The organism is Intrasporangium calvum DSM 43043, from assembly GCF_000184685.1.
Lineage (GTDB): Bacteria > Actinomycetota > Actinomycetes > Actinomycetales > Dermatophilaceae > Intrasporangium > Intrasporangium calvum.
Genome location: NC_014830.1, coordinates 1,315,595 through 1,339,217 on the forward strand (window position 1 = coordinate 1,315,595; position 23,623 = coordinate 1,339,217).

The 23,623-nt window shown below is 71.9% G+C and carries 20 protein-coding genes; 12 read left to right on the forward strand and 8 right to left on the reverse strand.

Annotated features, from left to right (window positions below; translation table 11 throughout):
• Positions 1–45: 45 nt before the first annotated feature.
• Entirely contained in the window at positions 46–1,464 is a 1,419-nt protein-coding gene (locus tag INTCA_RS05930; RefSeq protein WP_013492016.1) for a tyrosine-protein kinase domain-containing protein, read from the reverse strand.
• A 153-nt stretch (positions 1,465–1,617) separates the two neighbouring features.
• On the opposite strand from INTCA_RS05930, the gene INTCA_RS05935 reads away from it, so the two are divergent.
• Genes INTCA_RS05935 through INTCA_RS05950 form a run of 4 tightly spaced genes read left to right on the forward strand, consistent with a single transcriptional unit; the run spans position 1,618 to position 7,296 of the window.
• Positions 1,618–3,738, forward strand: a complete 2,121-nt coding sequence (locus INTCA_RS05935) for a glycosyltransferase (protein WP_013492017.1) — start codon at positions 1,618–1,620, stop codon at positions 3,736–3,738.
• On the forward strand, positions 3,735–5,096 hold the full coding sequence (locus INTCA_RS05940; protein ID WP_013492018.1) for an O-antigen ligase family protein: 1,362 nt from the start codon (positions 3,735–3,737) through the stop codon (positions 5,094–5,096). Before INTCA_RS05935 ends, INTCA_RS05940 begins: the two co-directional genes overlap by 4 nt.
• A gap of 14 nt (positions 5,097–5,110) precedes the next feature.
• Complete coding sequence (locus tag INTCA_RS18590) at positions 5,111–6,115, forward strand: glycosyltransferase family 4 protein (protein ID WP_148236494.1); 1,005 nt, start codon at positions 5,111–5,113, stop codon at positions 6,113–6,115.
• Complete coding sequence (locus INTCA_RS05950) at positions 6,112–7,296, forward strand: glycosyltransferase (protein WP_013492020.1); 1,185 nt, start codon at positions 6,112–6,114, stop codon at positions 7,294–7,296. The genes INTCA_RS18590 and INTCA_RS05950 overlap by 4 nt, the downstream gene beginning before the upstream one ends.
• Positions 7,297–7,355: 59 nt before the next feature.
• Here INTCA_RS05950 and INTCA_RS05955 read toward each other — a convergent pair whose 3' ends face one another.
• On the reverse strand, positions 7,356–8,261 hold the full coding sequence (locus INTCA_RS05955) for a polysaccharide pyruvyl transferase family protein (protein WP_013492021.1): 906 nt from the start codon (positions 8,259–8,261) through the stop codon (positions 7,356–7,358).
• A gap of 94 nt (positions 8,262–8,355) precedes the next feature.
• Between INTCA_RS05955 and INTCA_RS05960 the strand changes: the two genes are divergently transcribed.
• Positions 8,356–9,324, forward strand: a complete 969-nt coding sequence (locus INTCA_RS05960) for a beta propeller repeat protein (RefSeq protein WP_013492022.1) — start codon at positions 8,356–8,358, stop codon at positions 9,322–9,324.
• Between the two features lie 11 nt (positions 9,325–9,335).
• On the opposite strand, the gene INTCA_RS05965 is transcribed toward INTCA_RS05960, so the two are convergent.
• Entirely contained in the window at positions 9,336–10,382 is a 1,047-nt protein-coding gene (locus tag INTCA_RS05965; protein ID WP_114609576.1) for an LCP family protein, read from the reverse strand.
• Positions 10,383–10,423: 41 nt separating this feature from the next.
• On the opposite strand from INTCA_RS05965, the gene INTCA_RS05970 reads away from it, so the two are divergent.
• Positions 10,424–11,005 carry a hypothetical protein gene (locus tag INTCA_RS05970; protein ID WP_013492024.1) on the forward strand — a complete coding sequence of 194 codons (582 nt, stop codon included), beginning with the start codon at positions 10,424–10,426 and terminating at the stop codon, positions 11,003–11,005.
• Positions 11,006–11,047: 42 nt separating this feature from the next.
• On the opposite strand, the gene INTCA_RS05975 is transcribed toward INTCA_RS05970, so the two are convergent.
• Together INTCA_RS05975 and INTCA_RS18595 are read right to left on the reverse strand one after the other, a co-directional pair.
• A complete protein-coding gene (locus INTCA_RS05975) occupies positions 11,048–12,112 on the reverse strand; it encodes a glycosyltransferase family 4 protein (RefSeq protein ID WP_013492025.1) in 1,065 nt (354 codons plus the stop codon).
• Positions 12,109–13,284, reverse strand: coding sequence for a glycosyltransferase family 4 protein (locus INTCA_RS18595; RefSeq protein WP_013492026.1), 1,176 nt, complete (start codon positions 13,282–13,284; stop codon positions 12,109–12,111). The genes INTCA_RS05975 and INTCA_RS18595 overlap by 4 nt, the downstream gene beginning before the upstream one ends.
• 135 nt (positions 13,285–13,419) lie before the next feature.
• On the opposite strand from INTCA_RS18595, the gene INTCA_RS05985 reads away from it, so the two are divergent.
• Together INTCA_RS05985 and INTCA_RS05990 are read left to right on the forward strand one after the other, a co-directional pair.
• A complete protein-coding gene (locus INTCA_RS05985) occupies positions 13,420–14,463 on the forward strand; it encodes a glycosyltransferase family 4 protein (RefSeq protein WP_244859877.1) in 1,044 nt (347 codons plus the stop codon).
• A gap of 216 nt (positions 14,464–14,679) precedes the next feature.
• On the forward strand, positions 14,680–15,303 hold the full coding sequence (locus INTCA_RS05990; protein ID WP_013492028.1) for a hypothetical protein: 624 nt from the start codon (positions 14,680–14,682) through the stop codon (positions 15,301–15,303).
• Between the two features lie 82 nt (positions 15,304–15,385).
• On the opposite strand, the gene INTCA_RS05995 is transcribed toward INTCA_RS05990, so the two are convergent.
• On the reverse strand, positions 15,386–16,381 hold the full coding sequence (locus INTCA_RS05995) for a MauE/DoxX family redox-associated membrane protein (RefSeq protein WP_013492029.1): 996 nt from the start codon (positions 16,379–16,381) through the stop codon (positions 15,386–15,388).
• Positions 16,382–16,507: 126 nt separating this feature from the next.
• Between INTCA_RS05995 and INTCA_RS06000 the strand changes: the two genes are divergently transcribed.
• The 4 genes from INTCA_RS06000 (at position 16,508) to INTCA_RS06015 (ending at position 20,049) form a co-directional block, all read left to right on the forward strand.
• Positions 16,508–17,305: an exodeoxyribonuclease III gene (locus INTCA_RS06000; RefSeq protein WP_041308458.1), complete on the forward strand. Its 798-nt coding sequence runs from the start codon at positions 16,508–16,510 to the stop codon at positions 17,303–17,305.
• Between the two features lie 35 nt (positions 17,306–17,340).
• Positions 17,341–18,375, forward strand: coding sequence for a tryptophan--tRNA ligase (gene trpS, locus INTCA_RS06005; protein ID WP_013492031.1), 1,035 nt, complete (start codon positions 17,341–17,343; stop codon positions 18,373–18,375).
• Between the two features lie 74 nt (positions 18,376–18,449).
• Complete coding sequence (locus tag INTCA_RS06010; RefSeq protein WP_013492032.1) at positions 18,450–18,983, forward strand: 2'-5' RNA ligase family protein; 534 nt, start codon at positions 18,450–18,452, stop codon at positions 18,981–18,983.
• 7 nt (positions 18,984–18,990) lie between these two features.
• The gene (locus INTCA_RS06015; RefSeq protein WP_013492033.1) at positions 18,991–20,049 is read left to right on the forward strand and encodes a YihY/virulence factor BrkB family protein; all 1,059 of its coding nucleotides are present in this window, start codon (positions 18,991–18,993) and stop codon (positions 20,047–20,049) included.
• Positions 20,050–20,060: 11 nt separating this feature from the next.
• Here INTCA_RS06015 and INTCA_RS18600 read toward each other — a convergent pair whose 3' ends face one another.
• Both INTCA_RS18600 and INTCA_RS06025 read right to left on the reverse strand, forming a co-directional pair.
• Positions 20,061–22,757: a D-alanyl-D-alanine carboxypeptidase family protein gene (locus INTCA_RS18600; protein WP_013492034.1), complete on the reverse strand. Its 2,697-nt coding sequence runs from the start codon at positions 22,755–22,757 to the stop codon at positions 20,061–20,063.
• 119 nt (positions 22,758–22,876) lie between these two features.
• Entirely contained in the window at positions 22,877–23,620 is a 744-nt protein-coding gene (locus tag INTCA_RS06025) for a succinate dehydrogenase/fumarate reductase iron-sulfur subunit (RefSeq protein ID WP_041307319.1), read from the reverse strand.
• Positions 23,621–23,623 lie beyond the last annotated feature (3 nt).

The window sequence follows — 23,623 nt, forward strand, 5'->3', positions numbered from 1 at the left end:
CCCGGCCCCTCGGCCCCCGGCTGGTCCCAGCGGGCTCAGCCGGTGTCAGCGGGCCCGGGAGAGGCCGCGTCGGTCGGACCGGCGTGACTTCTTCGCCGCCCTGCTGCCGTGGACCGCGGCGGTCTGGCCGTACCCGTAGGTGCCGTACCGGTAGGCCGCGGACCGTGCGCCGGTCGCGAGGTTGAGCGCGAACCCGGCGACCGGGACCTCGACCGTCTCGAGAGAGCGCAGGGCCGCCTCGAGCTCGCGCCGCCTGGTGCGCTCGCTCGCGACGACCATGATGAGGCCGTGGGTGAGCTGGTTGAGCAGCACCGCGTCGATGACCGGGTTGATCGGCGGGCTGTCGATGAGGATGTAGTCGAACTCCTGCGCCAGCTTCTGGAAGAGCTGCGACATCGCCTCCGAGCCGATCAGCTCGCTCGGGTTGGGTGGGATCTGGCCGGCCGGCAGGACGTGGAGGCTCGTGTCGCGCCACGCCTGGATGACGTCGGCCGGCTCCGCGCGCCGGAGCAGCACGGTCGTCAGCCCGGCACTGCCCTCGAGCCCCATCGTCTTGGCCACCGATGGGTTGCGCAGGTCGCCGTCGATGAGCAGCACCTTCGAGCCGGCGTCGGCCATCGCGATGGCGAGGTTGACCGAGGTCGTCGTCTTGCCCTCGCCGGGGTTCGACGAGGTGATGACGAACGAGTGGCCCTGGGTCGTCACGTCGACGAAGAGGATGTTCGTGCGCAGCCGCCGGATCGCTTCGGCGTGGTGCGTGTGCGGGTCGTCGGCGAGGGTGAGGACCGGACCGTCGCTGCCCTTGACGAAGGGGATCGTCGCGAGGATCGGCCGGTCGGACAGCTTGCGGATGTCCTCGTCCCCTCGCACCTTCGTGTCCGCGACGTGCCGCAGGAGGGCCGCGCCGATGCCGATGACGAGACCAGCGAGGAGGGCCATCGCGAGGTTCGTCTTGACCTTGGGTGAGATCGGCTCGGCCGGGGCCAGGGCGGGGGTGATCGCCTCCGCCTCGACGACCTGGTTGTTGTTGGCGAGCAGCGGGGAGAACTTCTTGGCCGCGTCAGCGAGGACGGGTCCCGCGGTGTTCGCGATGTCCGCGGCCCGCTGCGGGTCGGAGCTGCGAGCCTGCAGGTCGAGGACGTTCGTCAGCTCGGACACCGTGCCGCTGATGTCGATGCCCGTCCCGGGGGCCAGCCCCAGCTCCGCACGGAGCGGGTCCTGGACAGCCGGGGAGCCGAGGATGGCGACGTAGGTGTTGAGGTCCTTCTGGGTGATCGCGTAGGTGCCACCGGGGCTCTTGTCGTCGGCCGGCTTGACGGTGGAGAGGTAGACCCGGGCGGTTGCCTCGTAGACGGGAGTGGTCATCAGGGTCGAGGCGGCGGTGGCGCCGATGACGACGAGGACGCAGAGGGCGATGAGCCGCCACCGTGTACGGATCACGCCCACGAGGTCACGGATCGTCACTGGCCCCCCTTGGGCGTTGCTCCGGAGAGAAGTCGGACTGCTGACCGCCAATCCTCCCATATCATCTGGGGGTCGCTGGCCCGTTCAGCGAAGCCCCGGTCACCACGGGTCGGGACACCAGAGGGTGGGAGTTGTCGATTGCGGGTCCTGCGGGTGTCGCACAGCGCCGTCGTCGACGCCTGGCGTGAGCGCGAACGCGCCCTGCGCGTCCGCGGCCACGACGTGGTCACCCTGTCCGCCGCCGAATGGGACGAGGGCGGCAGCACCGTCCGTCTGGCGCCCCGCGTCGGTGAGGCGGTGACGGGGGTGCGCACCATCGGCCGCCACCCGGCCCTGTTCCTCTACGACCCGCGGCCGATCTGGCGGGCCCTGGGGCAGGCGTGGGACGTCATCGACATCCACGAGGAGCCGTTCGCGCTGAGCACCGCAGAGGTGCTCGCCGTGAGGGCGGTGCGCCGCTGCCGGGCCCCCTACGTGCTCTACTCGGCGCAGAACCTCGACAAGACGTACCCGGTCCCGTTCCGCTGGCTGGAGCGCTGGGCGCTGCGTCATGCTGCTGGGGTGAGCGTGTGCAACTCCGAGGCCGGGCGCATCGTCGAGCGCAAGGGCCTCTCCGGGACGGCGACGCTCATCCCGCTCGGCATCGACCTGGCGCGCTTCAGCCCGACGAGAGCGACCGAGGGGGAGGCCGACCCGGGCCCGCACGAGCCGCCCGCCGCAGCGCGAGACCTCGACGATCCGGTGCGGGACGAACTGCTCTTTCGATCGGGTGCGCGACGAACTGAGCAACCGACCGTCGTCCGGGTCGGATACGTGGGCCGGCTCGCGGCACACAAGGGCGTCTCGGTGCTCGTCGAGGCCGTCGCCGCCGACGAGCGCCTGACGCTCCGGATCGCCGGGCAGGGCCCGGCCGCCGCAGGGCTCCGCTCCCAGGTGCAGGCCCGGGGAGCGACCGGCCGGGTGGAGCTCACCGGCTCGGTCGACCAGGCGGACCTGCCCGACTTCTACCGGTCCGTGGACGTCCTCGCCGTCCCATCGCTGACGACCCGCTCGTGGGTCGAGCAGTTCGGCCGGGTCGCGGTCGAGGCGATGGCCTGTGGCACGCCGGTGGTGGCGAGCGACAGCGGGGCGCTGCCCGATGTCGTCGGTGACGCCGGGCTCCTCGTGCCGCCGGGCGACGCAGCCGCCCTGCGCGACGCGTTGCTGCGGGTCGGCACTGACCCGGCGCTCGCCCGGCGGCTGCGATCGGCCGGCCTGGCCCGGGCCACTGACACGAGCTGGACGTCGGTGGCCGCCCTCCAGGAGGGCCTCTACCGCGCCGCGCTCGGCCCGGCGGGCGCGACCCACGACCCGGCGGGCGCGACCCCCGACCCGCCGGGTGCGACCCCCGACCCGGCGGGCGCGACGGCCGAGACCCGGCCGGTCGACATCGTCGTCGTGGCCTACGGCGTGGCCGACCTGCTCCGTTCCACGCTCGAGCCCCTCCACGACGAGTCCGTCCTCGTCGTGGACAACTCGTCCTCACCCGAGGTCCGAGCCGTCTGTTCCGCGCTCGGCGTGCGTTACGTCGACCCCGGCCACAACGGCGGGTTCGCCGCGGGCGTCAACGTCGGTCTGCGCGAGCGGCGGTCTGCGGACTCCGACGTGCTCCTGCTCAACCCTGATGCGCGAATCGAGCCCAGCGGCATACGACTGCTCGCGGAGGCGCTGCGGGCGCGACCCGACCTCGCCAGCGTCAGCCCGCGGCTGCTTGCCCCCGACGGCGACGAGGAGCGCGTGCTCTGGCCCTTCCCCACGCCGCGCGGCGCGTGGCTCGACGCCGTGGGACTCGGGCGGCACCGACGAGGCGAGTTCGCCATCGGCGCGGTGCTGCTCCTGCGCGCCGAAGCGATCAGCGCCATCGGCGGGTTCGACGAGTCCTTCTTCCTCTACGCCGAGGAGACCGACTGGGCCTACCGGGCGGCTCGGCGGGGCTGGCACCACGCGGTGGTCCCGACCGTGACGGCCACGCACGTGGGCGCCGGCACGAGCGGGGACGCGACACGACGGGAAGTCCGGTTCCACGCGGGCCAGGAGCGCTACTACCGCAAGCACTTCGGCGCCCCCGGCTGGCAGGCCGCCCGGCTGGCCCAGCTCGCGGGTTCCGCCGTTCGGTCCCTCCGCTCGGGGCGGGAGGGCCGACTCGCCCGCGAGCGGTTCATCACCTACCTCCGCGGACCGCTGCGGGTCGAGAGCGACGTGACCCCGCCGGGCGACGCGGGGGCAACGTCGTGACCACCGGGCGCCTGCGGGAGCTCGCCCTTCGCGTCGCAGTCGTCGTCGGCCTGCTGGCCGTGCTCCTCTACGTCGGTCGGGGCCTCGCCGGCGACCCCGAGCTGCCCCTGCTGGTCGCCGGCCTCATCCTCTTCCTCGGGCTCGTCGTCGCCGACCCCGCCCTCGTGCCCCTCGTGGCGCTGCCCTTCCTGCTCGTCACCGCGCGGCTCTCGGTGGCCGGGGTCGACCTCGCCGTCTCCGACGCGATGCTCGCGGTGGCCCTCGCGCCGTCGCTGCTCGTGCTCCTCGCCGGCGCGTCACGGCCGATGCGACAGGTCATGTGGCTCGGTGCCCTCTACCAGTTCGCCACGGTGTTCACCCTCGTGCGAAATCCCTACCAGGCCAACCTCGTCGAGTGGTTCCATGCGGGCGTCCTCGTCCTCGGTGCCGTCGCGGTCGGGTGGGCGCTCGGCCGTCGTGGGCACGGTGGCCGGAGTCTTCGCATCCTGGCGCTGTCCACCCTCGCGCTGGCGCTCATCACGCTCGCCCAGGCTGTGTTCCAGTACGACGCAGGCAACTTCGGCCCGGTCGAGATGTCCTGGCCCTACCAGGTGCAGAAGAACGCGATCGGGACGATCTTCGCCCTGACCGGAGTCGTCCTCTACGTGCGACCGGCCTGGATGGGATGGAGCCGGGCCTGGTCCCTCGCCGGCTTCTGGACCGTCGTCGCAGCGCTCCTCACCACACAGTCGCGGCAGGCGATCATCGCCCTCGCCGTCGCGGTGTCCCTGCTCGTGATGCGCCGCACGACCACCCGTCGCCGGTCCAAGGGGATCCTGCTCGCCCTCATCCCGGCACTCGTCGGAGTCAGCGTCATGGTCCAGGACCAGATCCAGTCCGGCAACGAGTTCAACTCCTTCTTCCAGAGGCTCACCTGGTTCGAGGACTCGATGGACATCTGGGGAACCGACCCGTGGTTCGGGGTCGGCCTGCGGTGGTGGTACACCGACCGGTTCCCGCAGGCCTTCCAGCCCCCCAACTCCCTGATGGACACGATGACCAGCGCCGGCATCATCGGGCTCGTCGCCTTCATCGCCCTGCTGGTCGGGACCTGGCTGGTCGCCCGGCGGCTCGACCCCGCCTACGGCGTGCTGGCTGAGCTGGTCCTGGTGACCCGCATCGTGCAGAGCCAGTTCGACCTCTTCTGGGTCGCGGTCCAGGTGTCCCTGCCCTTCCTCATCCTCGGTCTGTGCCTCGGAGCAGCAGCGCGCCACGAGGCGGCGCAGGAGGAGAAGGCGAAGGTCCGCACCCAGGTGGAGCAGGCCCGGCACCCGGCCCTCAGAGCGCGACCTGCGCGGACGGCCGGGGCAGCCGGGTGAGGATCGTCCATGCCGTGTGCACCGATGCCTTTGCGGGTGTGGAGCGCCACATCGCGATGCTCGCCGTCGCCCAGGCCGACAGCGGGCACGAGGTCGTGGTGGTCGGCGGCCATGCACGGACCATGCGAGAGGTCATGGACCGGCCGGACATCCGCCACGTGGCCGCGAGCACGGTGTGGGAAGTGAGCCGGGCCCTCGGCCGGCTCGGCGACGCCAGCGTCTTCAACGTCCACATGACCTCCGCAGAGATCGCCGCCGCACTGGCCCGGCGATCGCGGCGGGTGCCGGTCGTGGCGACCCGGCACTTCGCCGCCACCCGGGGCCGCTCCTCCCGGGCCGCCGGCCTCGTGGCGCGCCTGGCCGCGCGGCGGATCTCGGCCCAGATCGCCGTGAGCCGCTTCGTCGCCGACCGCATCGAGCCGACCTCGACGGTGGTCGTGTCGGGGGTGGCTCCCGCGGGCGAGCCGAGGGCCGCATCCGCCCGAGAGCGCCGGGTGCTCGTGGCCCAGCGGCTCGAGCCGGAGAAGCAGACGGCCGATGCGGTGCGGATCTTCGCGGCCTCCGGCCTTGCGGCTGAAGGGTGGTCGCTCGACGTCGCGGGGGAGGGGCGCCAGCGTCGCCGGCTCGAGTCCCTGGCGTCGCAGCTCGGCGTGGGTCAGGCCGTCCGCTTCCTCGGGCACCGGAGCGACACGGCCGAGCTGATGGACCGGGCCGCGGTCCTGCTGGCCCCGCGACCCGACGAGGCGCTCGGCCTCACCGTCCTCGAAGCGATGAGCCACGGGCTGCCGGTGGTCGCAGCGGCCGGTGGCGGACACCTCGAGACGATCTGCACCACTGCGCCCGAGACCTGCTACTCGATCGGCGACCTCACCGCGGCCGCCAGCCTCCTTGCCGAGCTGGCCCACGATCCCGCGCGGCGCAACGCCCTCGGCCAGCGGCTCCGGACCGCTCAGCTGCGCCACTTCTCCGTGGCCGCCCAGGCCGCCGCCACCGAGGCCGTCTACCGGAGCGTGCTGTGAACGGCGAGGCGGGCGGCGCGCAGGGAACAGATCTGGTCGTCCTGTCGCTGGAGCGGTGGGACGACGTGTGGCGGAGGAACCAGCACCTCGTCGCAGGCCTCCTCCAGCGCGATCCCGGGCTCCGCGTCCTGTTCGTGGAGCCGGCCGTCGACCCCCTGCACGACCTGCTGCGCCGGCGGCGACCCCGGCTGCCGCGCGGCCTCAGGGACGGGCCCGCCCTGCCCGGGGTCGAGCCCGGACGACTGCGGCTCTTCGAGCCGGCGAAGTGGCTCCCGAGACGCCTCGACCACCGCGTCGACCAACAGCTGGCCGCGGTCACGGTGCGAGCCGCGCGCCGAGCCGGGTTCCGCTCCCCGCTGCTGTGGGTCAACGACCCTGACGGCGCCGCGGTCCTGCAGGCCACCGGCTGGCCGGCCCTCTACGACGTGACGGACGACTGGCTCCTCGCCGACCGGTCCCCGGCCGAGACGGCCAGGCGCGCGCAGGCCGAGGCCGTGCTCCTCGAACGGGTCCGCGAAGTGGTCGTCTGCTCGCCGGCGCTCGCGCGCAGCAAGGGCAGTGGGCGCCCGGTCACGCTCGTCCCCAACGCCGTTGACCTCGCCGCCTACCGGACCCAGCAGGTCCGTCCGGGGGACCTGCCGGCTGGGCCCGTCGCGCTCTACGTCGGCACGGCACACCGGGACCGGCTGGACGTCGAGCTCTGCGCCGCGACAGCGCAGGCCCTCTCCGGGGTGGGTCACCTGGTGCTGGTCGGCCCGGTGGCCCTCGCCCCGGAGGACGTGCACCGACTCGAGGCCGCCGGCGCCCTCCTTCTCGGGGCCAGGCCTGCGGTCGCCGTTCCCGGCTACCTCCAGCACGCCGACGTGCTCCTCGTGCCCCATGTGGTCACGCCCTTCACCGACAGCCTCGACCCGATCAAGCTCTACGAGTACCGTGCGGTCGGCCGGCCGGTGGTCAGCACCGCTGTCGCCGGCTTCCGCGACGCGGTGGACGCGCGGACCACCGTGGTCGACCGGACCGTCTTCGCCTCCGCGGTCGTGGACCGGATTCGGTCATCCCCGGCTGTGGTCCCCGGACCGGGCGAGACACCGGTGCCGACATGGACCGACCGGGTCGGTCAGTTCGCCCAGGTCCTGGCCCGGGTGGCCGGCGGCCCGGGGGACGGCCGGCCCTCTGGCTGACCGCCCGGCGTAGCACCCCCCGGGAGCCGCGCCGGAGGCCGGCGAGGGCCACCCGACCTTCACCCGCGGTCGAGCACCTGACGCACGGTCGACGTCGGGAAGCGCGCAGTCGACCGGGCGATGGACCACAGCTCGTGAGTCGCCGACTCCAGGGAGGTCACGCAGTCCGCGACGGCGGTGGCGGAGACCTGCACGGCCTGGCGCACCATCTCGTCGACGCGCATGTCGGGTCCGAGCGCGAACCGGCGGGACGAGCCCGGTGACACCACCGACTCGTAGTCGCGGAACTTGAACTCGCCTCCGGGCAGGGCAGGCTCCCAGACCGTCCACGCAGCGGGGATCCCGAAGGCGTCGGCCGTGATGAGACCGTGGAGGGACGTCGCGACGATCGCCGAGCAGGCCGCGATCTCGTCGACCACCTGGGGGATCGACCGGTTCACGTCGATGAGCCGGACGCGGCCGGGCTGGGCGGCCGCCAGGCCCCGGAGGTGCGGGTCGTCCCGGTGGTGCCCGTGGGCGGCGATGCCCAGCTCCCAGCGCGCGGCCGGACGGCGTCGGTGTCGAGCGACGAGCAGACCGGGGTCGCCGAGGGCGCAGCCGGGTGGGTTGCCGACCAGCTCGCGAGTGAGCTGGCCCCGGACCGCCAGGAAGGTCGCAGCCGGCAGGGCCCGCGGGGCTTCGTGCATCAGGCCGCTGCCCCAGACGACCCCGTCGAAGTCGGCGGGAAGGAACTCGAGGATGCTGCCGACCCCGACGAACCGGGCGCGCGCCGGCTCGCGGTGGACCGGCACGATCCCGTAGCGGGGCAGGAGCCACGGCGTCATCGCGTCGCCGAAGTTCTCATGGCCGTCCCACCAGTAGCCCTGGATCGAGGTGCCGCCGCGCCACACCGGCGCCTGCAGGCTCGCGCCCAGGAGGCGGCGGAGGGCCCGGGCCCTCCGCCGCGCTGGCTGGCTGTAGTCCACGGTGCGCAGTATCGCAGGGCAGCCGTCGGCGGCCTGCCCCCTACCATGGGGCGCAACGAACGGGCGTGCACGGCGGGCTAGGAGCGGTTGACGGATGAAGCGGGGAATCTCCACGGCGGGCCTGGTGGCGTTCCTTCTCGTCGACCTCGTGCTCGTCTACCTGGCCCTGCGCCCGCCAGCAGTCGGGACCGCCCCCGCCACCCCCCGCGGCGTCGTCACGAGCGCTCCCGTCGCCACGGTCGGGGCGCCCGCCCCGGGACCCGACGGGACGCTGTCGCCGACGACACCACGCACGGCCCCCACCGGATCCACCGTTGGCCAACGGTCGCCACGACCGGTCCGGGTCCTGCTGGCCGCCCTCGACCTCGAGGTCGCGTGGCGGGCGACGGTCGGCACATGCGCCGCGGGCGGGGCCAGGCTGGCCATCTCCGTGGACGGTGGCGCGACGTGGGACGACGTCGAGGCCCCCTCGGCAACCATCTCGAGGATCCAGCCGCTCGACCGGGACGAGGGCTTCGTCGTCGGTGGGGTGGAGGGCTGCGGCCAGGACCAGTTCACCACCCGGGACGGGGGGCGGGCCTGGGCGGGTCCGACGGCGCTCGTGGGTGCTTGGGCGCGCCGGCTGGACCGCCCGACCGAGGTCACGACTCCGCAGTCGCCCACGGCTGAGCCGTGCGAGGGCGACATCGTCATCGACCTGTCCCGCACGTCGGCGCAGCAGGCCGAGGCGCTGTGCAGCGACGGAGGGGTCAGGGTCACCGGTGACGGGGGCGTCAGCTGGCGTGACTCCGGTCAGGCGTCCGGAGCACTGGCTCTCTCCAACCGCCTCGAGGGCGGGGTCCTCGCGACGTACGTCGCCCGCGTCGGTGTCGAGGGGTGCGACGGGGTCCAGGTCGCCAAGGTGACCCAGGGGGCTGACCCGGTGGAGGTGGCGTGCATCCGCTCGGTCCGGGCGACCGGCGGCGACGTGGCCATCTCCGTGGCGGACGAGGCCGGATGGCTCGTCGTCGACGACCGGACGTGGGTCAGTGGTGCTGGCCTGACCGTCTGGGAAGAGGCCTGACCGCTCGACCGCTACTCGTACGTCTCGAGCTCGTCGGTGCGGATCGCCTCACCGAGCTGCGTCATCCGCGCATCGTCGACGACGTCGATCGACTGCCCGTCAGCGCTGGTGCCGAAGCCGCTGAACGGTGCGGTGATGAAGCGGACGTCGCCCCCTCGGATGTGCCGCATCGCGAAGGCCTCCGAACGCATGGTGGAGGCGTCGAGGTTCTGGTCCACGGTGAGGTTGCTCGTCGCGGCGTCGAGGAAGTCCTTGAGCTGCAGGGGGTTGGTCAGGGTCTCCCGGCTGAGCGCCTTGAGCATCAGGGCCTTGATGAAGGCCTGCTGCCGCTTGCCGCGCGAGATGTCACCCTCGCTCAGCTGGTAGCGCTGGCGCACGAAGACGAGGGCTGTCTCGCCGTCCATGTGCATCATCCCCTTGGGAAAGACCTTCCCGTTCCCCTCGGACGCCTCCTCGACATTGACGTCGACGCCGCCGACCGCGTCGGTCATCGCCTTGAACCCCTCGAAACCCACCATGGCCACGTGGTCGATCTCGGTGCCGAGCAGGTTCTGCATCGTCTTCACCAGGAGCGGCGCACCGCCGTAGGCGTAGGCAGCGTTGAGCTTCGCCTCACCGCGCCCCGGGATCGGCACCCAGAGGTCACGGGGGAAGTGGATGAGGGTGACGTCGCGGCGGTCCTCCGGCACGTGGACGAGGACCATGACGTCCGATCGTGAGCCGGTGTCGCCGGGTCGGGCGTCGTTGCCGATGAGCAGGTAGTTGGTCCCGTTCGCCTCGGGCTGGGCGACGACGTCACCGTCCTTGCCCGTCGGCCGGGTGCCCACATCGGGCAGGAGCGTTGCCTGCTTGACGTTGTCCGTGATGATGTGGTTGAGCCAGCCGAGGTAGCCGCCGACGACGAGCACGGGGACCAGCAGGAGCACGAGCGCCGCCACGAGCACCTTCCGGTTGCGACGGCGTTCCCGGCTCGCCCGCCTCGGCGGGGGCTCGGCGGCCTCGCCGTCCCCCGTCGCGTCGAAGAGGTCCGGCTCGTCCACCTCCCGAGCGCCATCCACCCGGCCAGTCTAGGTCGGCGCCGCTGAATACACTGACCGTCATGTCAAGAAGGCCGGGGCCCATCAGCGGCGACGTCCCTGTCGCGGTGGGCGCCGCCCTCCTGTTCGTCGTCTACGTGTGGGTGCTGACCCGGGCGACCGTCCCCGTGGTCACCACGCTGGCCTTCGCCAGCGACACCCGCCCCAAGGTGTATGCCGGTCTGCTCGCGCTGCTGGTCGGGCTCCCCGGGTGCCTGCTCACGTTGCCGAGGGCCCTGGCCGCTGATCCCCCGCGGGTGCAGCCGTCGGTGCGGGAGCGACGACAGATGGCCGCCCGCCGCAGGTCCTTCCTCAAGACCGACGTCATCGGGCTGGCGGCCCTGCTGTTCGCCCAGGTCCCGCTGCCCGCGCCGTGGGGTCCTGCCGGCAAGGCGGCCACGATCGCCAACATCACCAAGTCAGCCGAGATCGTGGAACTCAGCGCCCGCTTCGCGAACTGGTCGATCGGCATCTTCGGCATCGGGGTGCTCGCGGCGGTCATGGTGCGCGTCTACAGCCATGCGGCAGCGTTCCGGGTCCTCGGCATCGTCCTCGCTTTCGGCGTTCCCGTGATCGCGTGGTTCATCCTCGTGCGGTCGATCTGAACGCCGGCGGCACTCCGCGCGCGAGCGTCGTCACCCGGCGGCTCAGCGGCTGCGGTTCTGGTCCTGGAGGCGCCTGACGACCTCTGCCACGGTGGCGGCGCTGTCGCGCCACCGTCTTCGGCTGGCGTTCGCTCGCCCGGCTCGCCTCAGCGAGTCCCGGCGACTCTCGTCGTGCTCCAGGCCCAGGACGGCGCCCGGGAGGTCGCTCGTCGCGGCGACCAGGACGGCCCCGTCTCCCGCGACCTCTGGAATGGAAGCCGCTGCGAGGGCCACGACGGGGCAGCCGCGCCGCTGGGCCTCGATGACGGGCAGCCCGAAGCCTTCGTACCGCGAGGGGAAGACGAGGCAGCGGGCGTGGTCGTACAGCCAGATGATCTCCTCGTCGGAGAGCCGCCCGGCGAACGTGGCCCCGCGCCACGTCTGTCGGTGCTCGGCCTGGAACACCCGATCGCCGCCGGATGCCCCGACGACCACCGACCGGATCCCTTCCGCCTCGAGAGCGGTCAGGGCTGCGGCGAGGTTCTTGTGACGCGCGAACGTCCCGACGCAGAGGACGAAGTCCTCGTCGAGGTGCGGCAGCTGCGGACGGCTCGGCTCGACGCCGTCCACGTGGTCGCTCCCGTTCCCCGCGACGACGATGCTTCCCTGCGACACGTGGAGGACGGCGGCGAGCTCCGACGCGCTGAAAGTGGAGACGGTCAGGATGGCCGCTGCGCGGCGGGCGAGGATGCGGTACATCAGGCGGTACCACGTCCCGAACAGCGTGCTGTACGTGTCAGGGAACCGGAACGGGGAGGCGTCGTGCATGGTGACGATCTGGCGTCGGGCGGCCAGCGGCGCGGGGCCACCCAGGCTGACGAGCAGCTGTCGTCGGGCCACCCACGGGAGCCAGAGCTGCTCGAAGAGGGTGCCGCTGAGCGGGGCGCGCCTGACGACCACGTCGAGCGGCAGCCACGAGGGGACGTCGGCGTCGCGGGGGAGGTGCAGCGTGACCGGGCCGTCGAGCAGGGGCAGCATCCGCCGCGCGATCTCGCCGGCGTAGCGCTGGGTCCCGGTGACGGGTTGGCTGAGCCACTTGCCGTTGAGCCCCACGCCTCCGGCGCTCATCGGGGCCGTCCTGCGCCGGCGCCCGGTGGCAGGACCGAGTCGTAGAGGGAGAGGTAGTCCTCGGCGACCCGATCCCAGGTGAAGTCCTCGACGTTTCGGCGGCCGTTGTCGGCCAGGACCGCACGCAGCGCCGGATCGTCGATGACCCGGCGGATGGCGCGTCCCAGGGCAGTGGCGTCCGTGGGGTCCACGAGGAGCGCGTCGACCCCGTCCGTGACGATGTCGCGGGCTCCGCTGTTCGCAGTGAGGACCAGCGGCGAGCCGCCCCGCCAGGCCTCGAGGGCCACGATCCCGAAGGCCTCGACGCGACTGGGCACCACCACGACCGACGACTGCTCCATGAGCCAGGCCACCTCGGGCCGGCTGATCCGGCCGGGGAGGACCACCGAGTCGGTGAGGCCGAGCTGCTCGACGAGCCTGGTGAGCTCGGGGAGCGCAGAGCCGGCGCCGGCGATGACGAGGCGCTCGCCGGGGAGCCGAGCCGAGCCGAAGGCCCGGACGAGCAGGTCGAACCCCTTGACGGCCTCGACCCGCCCGACGGCGCCCACGACGACCCCGCGTCCCGGCCACCACTCCGGGGGAGTGCCCGGAGCTCGCTCAGCGTCGGCATCGAGCTCCACCCCGTTGGGGACGACGACGGGTTCCTTGGTCGCATAGGTGTTCACGAGGTCGCGCGCCACCATGCTCGAGCAGGCGGTGACTGCCACGGCGCGGTCGCCCGCGACGCGCAGGGCCCGGCGGAGCAGTGCCGACCTCTCAAAGACCTGGTGATCGTCCATGAAGGTCTCGCCATGACCACTGACGACCAGCGGCGTGCGCGTGAGCCGGCTGAGGGCCAGCGCGTACACGCCGTTGGGGCCGAAGCAGTGGACGTGGAGGACGTCCGGCCGGAAGCTGCGGTAGGCCAGGAGCCAGGAACGCAGGGCGGCGGGCAGCTCCAGGCCGAAACGGAGGAGGGACCGGAAGGATCGAGCCGGCAGCGGCGTGGGCAGGTCCCGGACCTCGACGCCGTCGATCTGCCGGGTCCCGAGGTGCTCGCCCCGGTCCACGGTCCAGACCACGACCTGGTGGCCCCGCGAGGCGAACACCCGGGCCACGTGCCGGACGTGCTCCTCGACTCCGCCGGTGTGTGGATCGAATGATGACGAGACGAGCGCGACTCGCCGATCCATGTCCCTCCGCCCGTATGTCGTGGCCGCCCAGCGGCAGCCGGCTCACCCTATGATGCGGGAGCGCTCGGCGGGAGTGGTCCGCGCCCGGCCGAAGACCCGAACGGAGGCCCAGTGCCACGCCTGACGATCGCCACCGTGGCTGCCGAACACCCCATGGGCGCTCAGGTGTACGAGGCCGAGATTGCTCATCGGGCGGACGCCGCGCTGGCTGCCGTGGACGGGGAGGGGTGGCAGGCTCGTCGGCTCACCGTTCGCTCCTTCCGAGCGGCCACGCCGGGCAACCGCAGACTGCCGATGGGCTGGGTGACCACCACGTCACCCGCGGCCCGACGGGAGCTCGGGCGGCTTCTCTACGCCGGCGACACGGTGTCCCATCGGACGAACCTCGAGCTCCCACCCTCCCCCCGGGCGGACGTCGTCACCCTCCATGACGTCGTGGCCTGGAAGTTCCCCGACGAGTCCGCCCCCGTAGCGGCCGCCCGGGACGAGCTGCGTCGCGCGGCGGCGGTCATCTGCGTGTCCCACTTCAGTGCCGCGGAGGCCGTCGAGCTGCTCGGCATCGAGGCGCCCCACGTCGTGCACAACGGGGTCGACAGCCGCTTCTTCGACCCGTCCTCGGCTCACCCAGAGGTCCTCCACCGGCTCGGGGTCGATGGCGCGTACGTCCTCGTCACCGGCGGTGCCTCCGCCCGGAAGAACCTCGAAGGGCTCGCGGTGGCCTGGCAAGAGGTGTCGCGGGCCAGGCCGGACCTCACTCTCGTCCTGTCCGGGCCGGAGCACCCTCGCCGCACCGCACTCTTCGCCGATGTTCCGTCGGCTCGGCTCGTCGGGCGCGTCAACGGCTCGCTCCTCCCTTCGCTGGTCGCCGGCTCATCGGCCCTGGTCGTGCCATCTCATTACGAGGGCTTCGGTCTGCCCGCGCTCGAGGGCATGGCCGCGGGCGTGCCCGTGGTGGCGGCTCGCACCAGCTCGCTCCCGGAGGTCGTCGGGGACGGCGGTCTCCTCGTGGACCCCACCCCCCGAGGCCTGAGCGGGGGCATCCTCGTCGCGGTCTCCGGCGAGTCCGAGGTCTTGGCCATGGCGCGTCGAGGTCGCCGGAGAGCGGAGGCCTTCACGTGGGAGGAAAGTGCGCGACGACACGCTGAGGTCTGGTCCGCCGTGGCTCGTTCGTGCGCGTGAGAAATGTGCTGGAAGGCCCTCTCTCGTGATGATTTCTCCCACTTCCGGGCCCCGGGTCACAGATCCGCAAACAGCGGTGTGACCTGCGCGGAAAGGCGCGGCACCGGAGGCGGCCATGCGGTATCGTCTGCCTCGGCTCGCGGGGAGCGTTGTTTGCAGTTTCAGAGCCGCGGAGCACCCGAGCAGCGTCCATATTCCTGAGGGGGAGTCACCCACATGACCCACAACGAGACCGGCTCCGGCTTGCGCCCTTCGCGGCGCACCGTGGTCAAGGGCGCGGCCTGGGCGGTCCCCGCCGTCGCCGTCGCCGCCAGCACACCCGCTTCGGCGTCATCGCCCGTTCCGCCCGAGATCCAGTTCGGTGAGAGCCAGCTCTGCAAGCTGCCGGGTGCGTCACAAGCAGACAACTGCTACGACAAGGGCTACGTCGCGTTCCTGGTCTTCGACAACACGGCGAACACGCAGCCGTACTACCTGTGCTCAGTGGAGAGCTTCACTGCCAAGGGCGCAGAGCTGTGCGTGGTGGGGATCTCGGAGGTGACCTCGAGCGAGGCGTGCCAGACGCTCGTCGCCCCGAACGACGGGATCCTGATTCCGGCCGAGCAGGAAGTCACCGTTGCCGTCTGGACCAACTCCAGTTCCAGCAGCGCCAGCGGCACCTTCCAGGTCACCTTCACCGGGTCCTTCGAGGGCTGCCCGTCGGTGGACGCGCCCGAGGTCCAGTCTGGTCACCTTACGGGGAGCTCTTGGCCGGGCGACGACCAAGGTTCCTGCAAGCCTCCGGCTGCTTGCACGACGGTTCCCTCCGCCTGTGACAGCGTCTGTGCCACGACTGCCTGACCGTTTCAGAGCCACACCGAGCCCACGCGTAATGCGCGTGGGCTCGGCATGTCATGGAGGAGGGCTGGCGCCCGGCCGCACCTCACTTCGTGTCAATATTGTGGAGCTGGTTCCGGATGTCCCGCACGAACTCCTCGATTGCGACAGTTCCGGAAACGGGCCCGCCCGCCACCAGCCCATCGATGCCAAGCAGGACAGCGCTCGGCATGCCTCGTACGTTGAACGTCTCGCGCACCAGTTGGGGCGGGTCGTGCAGCGTCATCGCGTCGTTGAGAGCCTCCGTCATCGTGGTCTTACCGGGCTCGGTCGGGACCAAGAGCCGGAGGTCGATGAGCTCCAGGTCCTTGCGCCATGCCGGGACCTGCCTTGCCACCACTTCACAGAAGCCGCAGGTCTCGCTGACCAGCAGGATGAGCTGAGCTCGCTCACGACTTAGGTCACGCAGGGTGCGGGTGCCCCCATCAGGCAATGACACGGGCACGGCAGGCGTGCGGACACGAATGTAGTCGTCGGCGTCATCCTCGTCGTCGGCCGGGTCCCCCCCGAGCCGGGCGCTGCCCTGGCCGTGCATCGTCACGCCCACGGTCACCGCAGCGGCCGCGGCCCCGGCGACCCACCACCACCCCGCAGCCTCAAGGCCGACCATCGCGCTCGCTGGGCCGACCCCAGCGGCGTGGGCCCAGATGGCGAGACCGGCCACCACGAGGTACCAGACGTTCCGAACGACCGTGAGGCGCGTGACCGGACCGGCGCCCAACGCCCCGAAGCAGTCACAGTCGACCGGCTCCGGCTGGGTCGCGGCGCGGACGATCAGGACGAGATAGCCGGCGAAGAGGAGTGCTGCAGCGAGGGCCACGGCGGTGCCGAGCCAGCCGGTGGTGAGCACGAGACCCACGGCGAGCGCGAGCTCGGCCCAGGGGTGGGCCTTGACGAGCCGGGGCTCACGCAGCCATCGCGGGACGTCGAGCGCCACGAGGGCGTCAGCGGAGCGAGCCGGCGCCCTGAGCTTGCCGGCAGCCGCGACCGCGAGCACGGCCGCGAGCAGGAGGGGGGCGAGGACGAGCGCAGTCGGTGGCACGCTGCGGAGTCTATGTCGCGACTGAGGCGGCCACCGGGCGTGACCAGCCAGTGTGACCAGCGGCTCTGCCGGCGTGACCCGCAGGCCCTGTCCGCAACGTCGCACCCGACCGGCAGAATGGCCGTCATGCGCGTCATCACCGCCAACGTCAACGGCATCCGGGCGGCGATACGTCGCGGCGCGGCCCCGTGGATCTCCCAAGCGGCACCGGACGTCCTGTGCCTCCAGGAGGTCCGGGCCGGCGAGACGGAGCTCGCCAAGGCGCTGGCCGAGGCGGGGCTCGGGCACTGGCACGTCGCTCACACCGAGGGCACGGTGAAGGGCCGCGCCGGGGTGGCTGTCGCGACCCGGGAGCCCCACACAGCGGTGCGCGTCGGGGTCGAGGGCGCGTTCGCCGAGGCGGGCCGGTGGGTCGAGGTGGATGTCTCGACGCCTGCGGGGGTCGTGACGGTCGCTTCGACATACGTCCACACTGGTGAGGCGGGGACCGGTCGTCAGGTCGAGAAGCAGCTGTTCCTCGATGCGATGACCGGCCGCCTGGAGCGCGCCGCCCAGGCCGGTGCGCTGATGGTCGTCACCGGCGACCTCAACGTCGCGCACCGCGAGGACGACCTCAAGAACTGGAAGGGCAACTTGAGGAAGTCAGGCTTCCTGCCGGAGGAGCGCGACTACTTCGACCGGTGGTTCGACGAGCTGGCCTGGGTCGACGTCCATCGCGTCCTGCACGGCCCGGGTCCCGGGCCCTACACCTGGTGGTCCTGGCGTGGGAAGGCGTTCGACAACGACGCGGGCTGGCGCATCGACTACCAGCTCGCGAGCGCCTCGTTGGCCCCCCTCGCCCGGTCCGCAAGCGTGGGCCGGGCCGAGAGCTACGCCGCCCGGTGGAGCGACCATGCCCCGGTGATCGTCGACTACGACCTCTGACGACGGTCGGACGCGGATTCGGACGACACCGGCCGATGGGCCAGAATGCAGCCATGCCCTCGAGCCACCAGCCCCGCAGCCTCTCCGGAATGCAGCCGACGAGCGACTCCCTCCACCTCGGCAACTACATCGGTGCGCTCGTCGAGTGGGTGAAGCTCCAGGAGTCTCACGATGCCTTCTACTTCGTCGCCGACCTCCACTCGCTGACGGTCTTCCCGGACCCCGGCGTCCTGCGGGAGCGGACCCGTGCCACCGCCGCGCAGTTCATCGCCGGCGGTGTCGACCCGACGCGTTCCGTGCTCTTCGTGCAGAGCCACGTCGCGCAGCACACGGAGCTGGCCTGGGTCCTCTCCACGCTGACGGGCTTCGGCGAGGCGAGCCGGATGACCCAGTTCAAGGACAAGACGGCCAAGGGCGCCGTGGCCAACGTCGGGCTCTTCACCTATCCGGTCCTCATGGCCGCCGACATCCTGATCTACGACCCGGCGGTCGTGCCCGTCGGGGAGGACCAGCGACAGCACCTCGAGCTGTCCCGCGACCTGGCCGGTCGGTTCAACCAGCGGTTCGGCGAGACGTTGGTCGTCCCCGAGCCGCACATCATCCGTGAGATCGCCAAGATCCAGGACCTGCAGGAGCCGACGGCCAAGATGAGCAAGTCGGCGGCGTCCGACTCCGGGCTCATCTCCCTCCTCGAGGACCCGGCCCGCATCGCCAAGAAGATCAGGTCCGCTGTGACAGATACCGAGCGCGAGATCCGGTACGACCCGGCCGCCAAGCCGGGCGTCTCCAACCTCCTCTCGATCCACCACGCCCTCTCGGGCACGCCGATCGCGCAGCTCGAGGCGGCCTTCGAGGGCAAGGGCTACGGCGACCTCAAGAAGGAGGTCGCCGACGTCGTCGTCAGTGCGATCACCCCCTTCCGTGACCGCACCTTGGAGCTGCTCCAGGACCCGGCCCAGCTCGACGCCATCCTGGCCGATGGTGCGGAGCGGGCGGCGGAGGTGGCGGAGGCGACGGTGCGCCGGGTGTACGACCGGGTCGGTCTCCTTCCCGCCCTCAAGCGATGTTGATGAACCCGACCTCATCTCCCCGGGCAGTCTGACCGGGGCGAGGTGCGGGGCCGGGATTCAGTAGGGTCAGGGGTGTGACCGAACCAACGACGATCGGTGTCTCCATCCCGATCCCGTCACCGCACGGCGACTTCCTGCAGGAGCGCCGGGCGGCGTTCGGTGACGCTGCGGCCTGGCGGATCCCCGCGCACATCACTCTCCTGCCGCCGACCGCGATCGAGGGCGAGATCTACGAGGAGTTCATCACCCACTGCAAGCAGGTCGCCGCGGAGCGGGCATCGTTCGAGGTGGTCCTCCGGGGGACGGGCACGTTCCGACCCATCTCCGACGTGGTCTACATCCAGGTCGCCCAAGGGGTCTCGGCCTGTGAGCGCCTGGAGACGGCGCTGCGGTCGGGCCCGATCCAGCGCAACCTCGACTTCTACTACCACCCGCACGTGACGGTCGCCCACAACGTGTCGACCGAGCGGCTGGACCAGGCCTTCGAGGAGCTGGCTGACTTCCACGTGGCTTTCCGGGTGGACGCGTTCCACCTCTACGTCCTGGGTACTGACCAGGTGTGGCGTCCCACCCATGACTTCCGACTGCGGGGCAGCCAGGGAGGGTGACCCCAGCATGTCGATGAAGACGTTCGGCGCCCGGCTCAAGGCGTCCGCGCCGTACCGTGCCTGGAAGCGGTACGGCGACGCCAACGGGGACCTGCTCGCGGCGGGTGTCGGGTACTTCGCCTTCTTCTCGATCTTCCCCGCCCTGGCGCTGGCCTTCACGGTGTTCGGGTTCGTCCTGCAGGGCCGCCCGGACCTGCTCGCGGCGATCGCCGACTCGATGAACGGCTACCTCCCGGGGATGGTGCGGACCGAGAGCAACCCGGACGGGATCATCAGCCTCGCGGCGCCGCAGAGCTCGACGCTGACGATCACCGGCATCGTCTCGGTCGTCACGTTGCTGTTCTCGGGGCTCGGGTGGATCAGCGCGATGCGGACCGGGATCCGTGGCGTCTTCGGGCTCGACGCCAGCCCGGGGTCCTTCGTCACGGCGAAGCTGAGGGACCTCGGCGTCCTCCTCACGCTGGGGCTGGGCATCGCGGCCTCCGCCATCATGACGAGCGTCGTCGGGGGCCTGGCGGTGGAGATCGCGGGTTGGGTCGCCCTCGGCGGGAACGCGGTCCTGGTCACCGTCGTCGGCCTGCTCGTCGGCGTCGTGTTCGACACCCTCCTCATGGTCGTCCTGATCCGGATGCTCTCCGGTGTCCCGTTGCCGTGGGCGAACGTGCGCAATGGCGCCGTCGTCGGCGCGGTCCTGCTGACGGCGATGAAGTACTTCGGCGGTGTGCTCATCGAGCGGGCCACGGCGAACCCGTTGCTCGGCGCCGTGGCCGTCGCGGTGGGCCTCCTCTTCTGGCTCAACCTCATGTCGCGCGTCGTGCTGCTCGCGTCCGCCTGGGCAGCCAACGACGTCGACGTGGCCCGCCTCGCCGGCGAGGAGGCCGAGGTCCACGAGGGGCAGGACGCTCCGGCTGCCGCGAGGACCACAGCTGAGCCGTATGCCGCTCAGCTCGCTCCCGGGCCGCCGCCGAGTCGGGCGGGTGATCGGGTCTCCGCCCTCGCGGGTGCCGTGCTTGGTGCCGCGGGGGCGCTCGCGGTGGCAGCCGTGCGCCGTGCCCGCCGCTCCTGAGGCGGCCGTTCTCAGAAGATCCAGTACTCCGCTCGAGGCAGCCGGGCGAGGCTGATCAGCAGCCAGACGTCGGCGATGACGAAGGCGGTGAGCAGCCCTGCGACGATCGCCCGGCCGGTTCGGTCCCGGGCGGCCATCGCGATCACGACGGCCCCCACGGGCGCGGCGAGGAAGAGCAGCCGCGCCGCGATCCAGGCGACAGCGAGCGCGTAGACGAGGTAGGCGGCGACCGTCATGACGAGCACCGAGACGATGAGGAGGCGGACGGGGTCGCGGCGGACGCGACGAGGCAGCGCCAGGACCGGGGCTCCCCGGCGACGCGCCGCCCTGGCGAGCAGAATGACCAGGGCGACAGCCGCCCCGACCGCGAGGGCCTCGAGGGCGAGCGGCGCGTTGACGGCGTTCCGGTAGTACTCCACCGGGACGAAGAGGTACGAGACCATCGAGCCGAGCCAGGTCACTGCCTGCTCTGCGCTGGTCAGCCGCATCGGCGGGAAGGACACGCCGAGGCTGGCGATGCCCTGGGCGCCCGTGAGGTCACCGTAGAGGGCGAGGTTGCGCACGAACCACCAGCCCGCTGCGGCGACGACGCCGGCGGTGACGGCGAGGGCCTGGGCCGTCCGGACGCGAGGGGTGGTGTCCGTGCGCAGCGCCTGCGTCAGGAGGGCCGCCGCGAGGAGAGCCACTGCCACCACCTTGACGAGGATCGCCAGGCCGATGAGCGCACCGAGGAGGACGTGGCCCCACCAGGAGGGGGTGGGACGCCGGAGGAGGCGCACTCCGAGCAGCACCGCAGCGGCGGCGACGACGATGGCCAGGTAGTCGTTCTGCACCGTCGAGCCCATCGCGAGCATGAGTGGGTTCACGGCGACCAGCGCAGCTGCACTGAGCCGGGTGTGGCGGGTGGCGCCGAGCGCGGCCGCCGTCTGCGCGGTCAGCACCACGAGGACCGGGACGAGCAGGACCCAGGCCAGCCGGACCGCCCAGAAAGGCGCCTCGCCGGTTCCGGCTCCCGCGACGTCGGCGATGAGGGCACTCGGTGCGTAGTAGCCCGGGCCCATCTGGGCCTCGTACTGCGTCCCGGGCTCTCCGAGGACGGGCATCCGGTGCTGTCTGGCATAGAAGAGCACGTTGGACCAGTGCGCCGGCTCGTCGTAGGGCTGTCCGGGTGGGGTGAACCGGACGAAGAGGAGCGTCGCAGCGGCGCCGATGGCCGCGGGCAGCAAGGCGGCGTGGGCCGCGGGCAGCAAGGCGGCGTGGGCCGAGGGCAACCGATGCACGGTCGGACCCTGGCGCAGCCGGCTGGACGGCCTGGACCTGTGACCAGCGTGTCGCCGCGCCACGACGAGCAGCCCCAGGCCGAGCAGCCCCAGGCCGACCGCGGCGGCGAGGGCAGTGACTCCCCACGTGGCGACCCCGACTGCGGTCCGTTCCGTGACCGGCCACTCCGGCACCGCAGCCTGGGCCGACCCGAGAGTCGCCGTCGGGTTGGCGGCCGCGCTGGGGGCCGGCGGCGTCCCCGGCATCGGTGGAGCGGCGGCTGGAACAGGCGGCGGCGGCGCGGCGTCGGGCTCGACGAGGACCCCCACGGGTGAGGCCACGTCGGCGTTGGCGAAGCCCCAGTCGAGGAGCGCAGCCGTGTCCTTCCAGTCTCCGGTCGTGCTACCCATCTGCGTCACGATGAGGGTCCGCCCCGCGCGCGTGGCGGCGCCGATGAAGGTGTGCTGGGCCCGGTTCGTCCGACCGGGCTTGATCCCGATCGCTCCCGGGTACCTCCCGAGGAGCTCGTTGATGTTCTGGATCTGGAATGACCGGTAGACGGTGCCGGTGGCCCGGTTCGTGCCGCCGGGGAAGGCGGCGTCCCGCTTGCTCACGTAGCTGCGGAAGGTGGGCAGCCGCATGGCCGCCCGACCGATGAGGGCGAGGTCATAGGCGCTCGAGTGCTGCCCGTCTTCGTCGAGCCCGCTCGGGTCGACCGCGACGGTGTCGTGGGCTCCCAGCCCGACAGCCGTCTCGTTCATGAGAGACACCGTCTGCTCGTAGCCCCCGGCGGCGTCGGCCAGCAGGTAGGCGGCGTCGTTCGCGGAGGAGAGCAGCAGAGCGTCGAACAGGGTGCTCACGGGGTAGCGGTTGCCGGCGAGGATCCCCACCCGAGTGCCGTCCGCTGCCTCGTGCTCGGACGTGGCCAGGACCCGACGCGCGGGATCGAGGCGGGGGATCAAGGCGAGGGCGGTCAGGGTCTTGAGCGTGCTCGCGGGCCGGAGCCACGCGTGCGGCGACTTGGCCGCGAGAACCTCACCCGTGTCGAGGTCGGCGAGGACGTAGGACACGTCCGGGACTGGCGGCGGCCGGTGAGCACCGGCCGGGACGTCGGCGACCAGGCCGGTGGCGGCGAGCCGCGGTCCACCGACGACCGTCGGCGGGTCCCAGGCGGGGTGGGGGAAGGGCGCCGGCGGAGCGTTGCGGCAGGCCGGGCTCGTTCGCGGTCTGGGCGTCGCGGTGGACGAGGGCCGGGTCGGTCGAGTGCTGCCGGACACCGGGACCTGCGTGACGGTCTGCCACTCCTCGCACCGCGGGGTCGGGGTGGCGGCCACGGGAGTCCTGGTCGCGAGGGCCGCGATCGCCGCGGTCGGGGAGGCCAGCGCCAGCGTCACCACGACGCCCACGGTCGACAGTGAGCGCTGCATCGTCGCGGCGTGAGACCTCACGGCCGACACCCTAGCTGCTCAGCTGCAGGGACCCAGCCCAGCGGCATAGGGCCCCATCCGGCGGCATGCCGAAGGCCCGCCCCCGGGCGAGGGGGCGGGCCTTCGGGGACTGCGGACGCTCAGAGGCCGTGCGACAGCGCGCGACGCAGGTCCTGGTTGAGCTGGTTGATGACGTCCTGCGGGATCTCCTTGGGGCACGCGAGGGAACACTCGCCGATGTTCGTGCACCCGCCGAAGCCCTCGTGGTCGTGCTGGTTCACCATGGCGACGACGCGGGCGTCCCGCTCCGGCTGGCCCTGGGGCAGCTCACCGAGGTGGGTGATCTTGGCACCGAGGAAGAGCATGCCGGACGCGTTGGGACAGGCGGCGACGCAGGCACCGCAGCCGATGCAGGCCGCGGCCATGAACGACCGGTCCGCCTTCGGCTTGGGCACCGGCACCGAGTGCGCCTCGGGCGCCGCCCCGGTGTTGGCGCTGATGAAGCCGCCGGCCTGGATGATCCGGTCGAAGGCCTCGCGGTCGACCACGAGGTCCTTGATGACCGGGAAGGCGTCGGCCCGCCACGGCTCCACGGTGATCTCGTCACCGTCATGGAAGGAACGCATGTGCAGCTGGCACGTCGTCGTCACCTCCGGGCCGTGGGCCTTGCCCGAGATCATCAGCCCGCACATGCCGCAGATTCCTTCACGGCAGTCCGAGTCGAAGGCGATCGGCTCCTCGCCCCGAGCGGTGAGCTGCTCGTTGAGGACGTCGAGCATCTCGAGGAACGACATGTCGGGGGAGATGTCGGTGACCGGGTAGGTCACCACCTCGCCTTTGGCGCGAGGGCCAGCCTGACGCCAGATCTTGAGGGTGAGGTTCATACC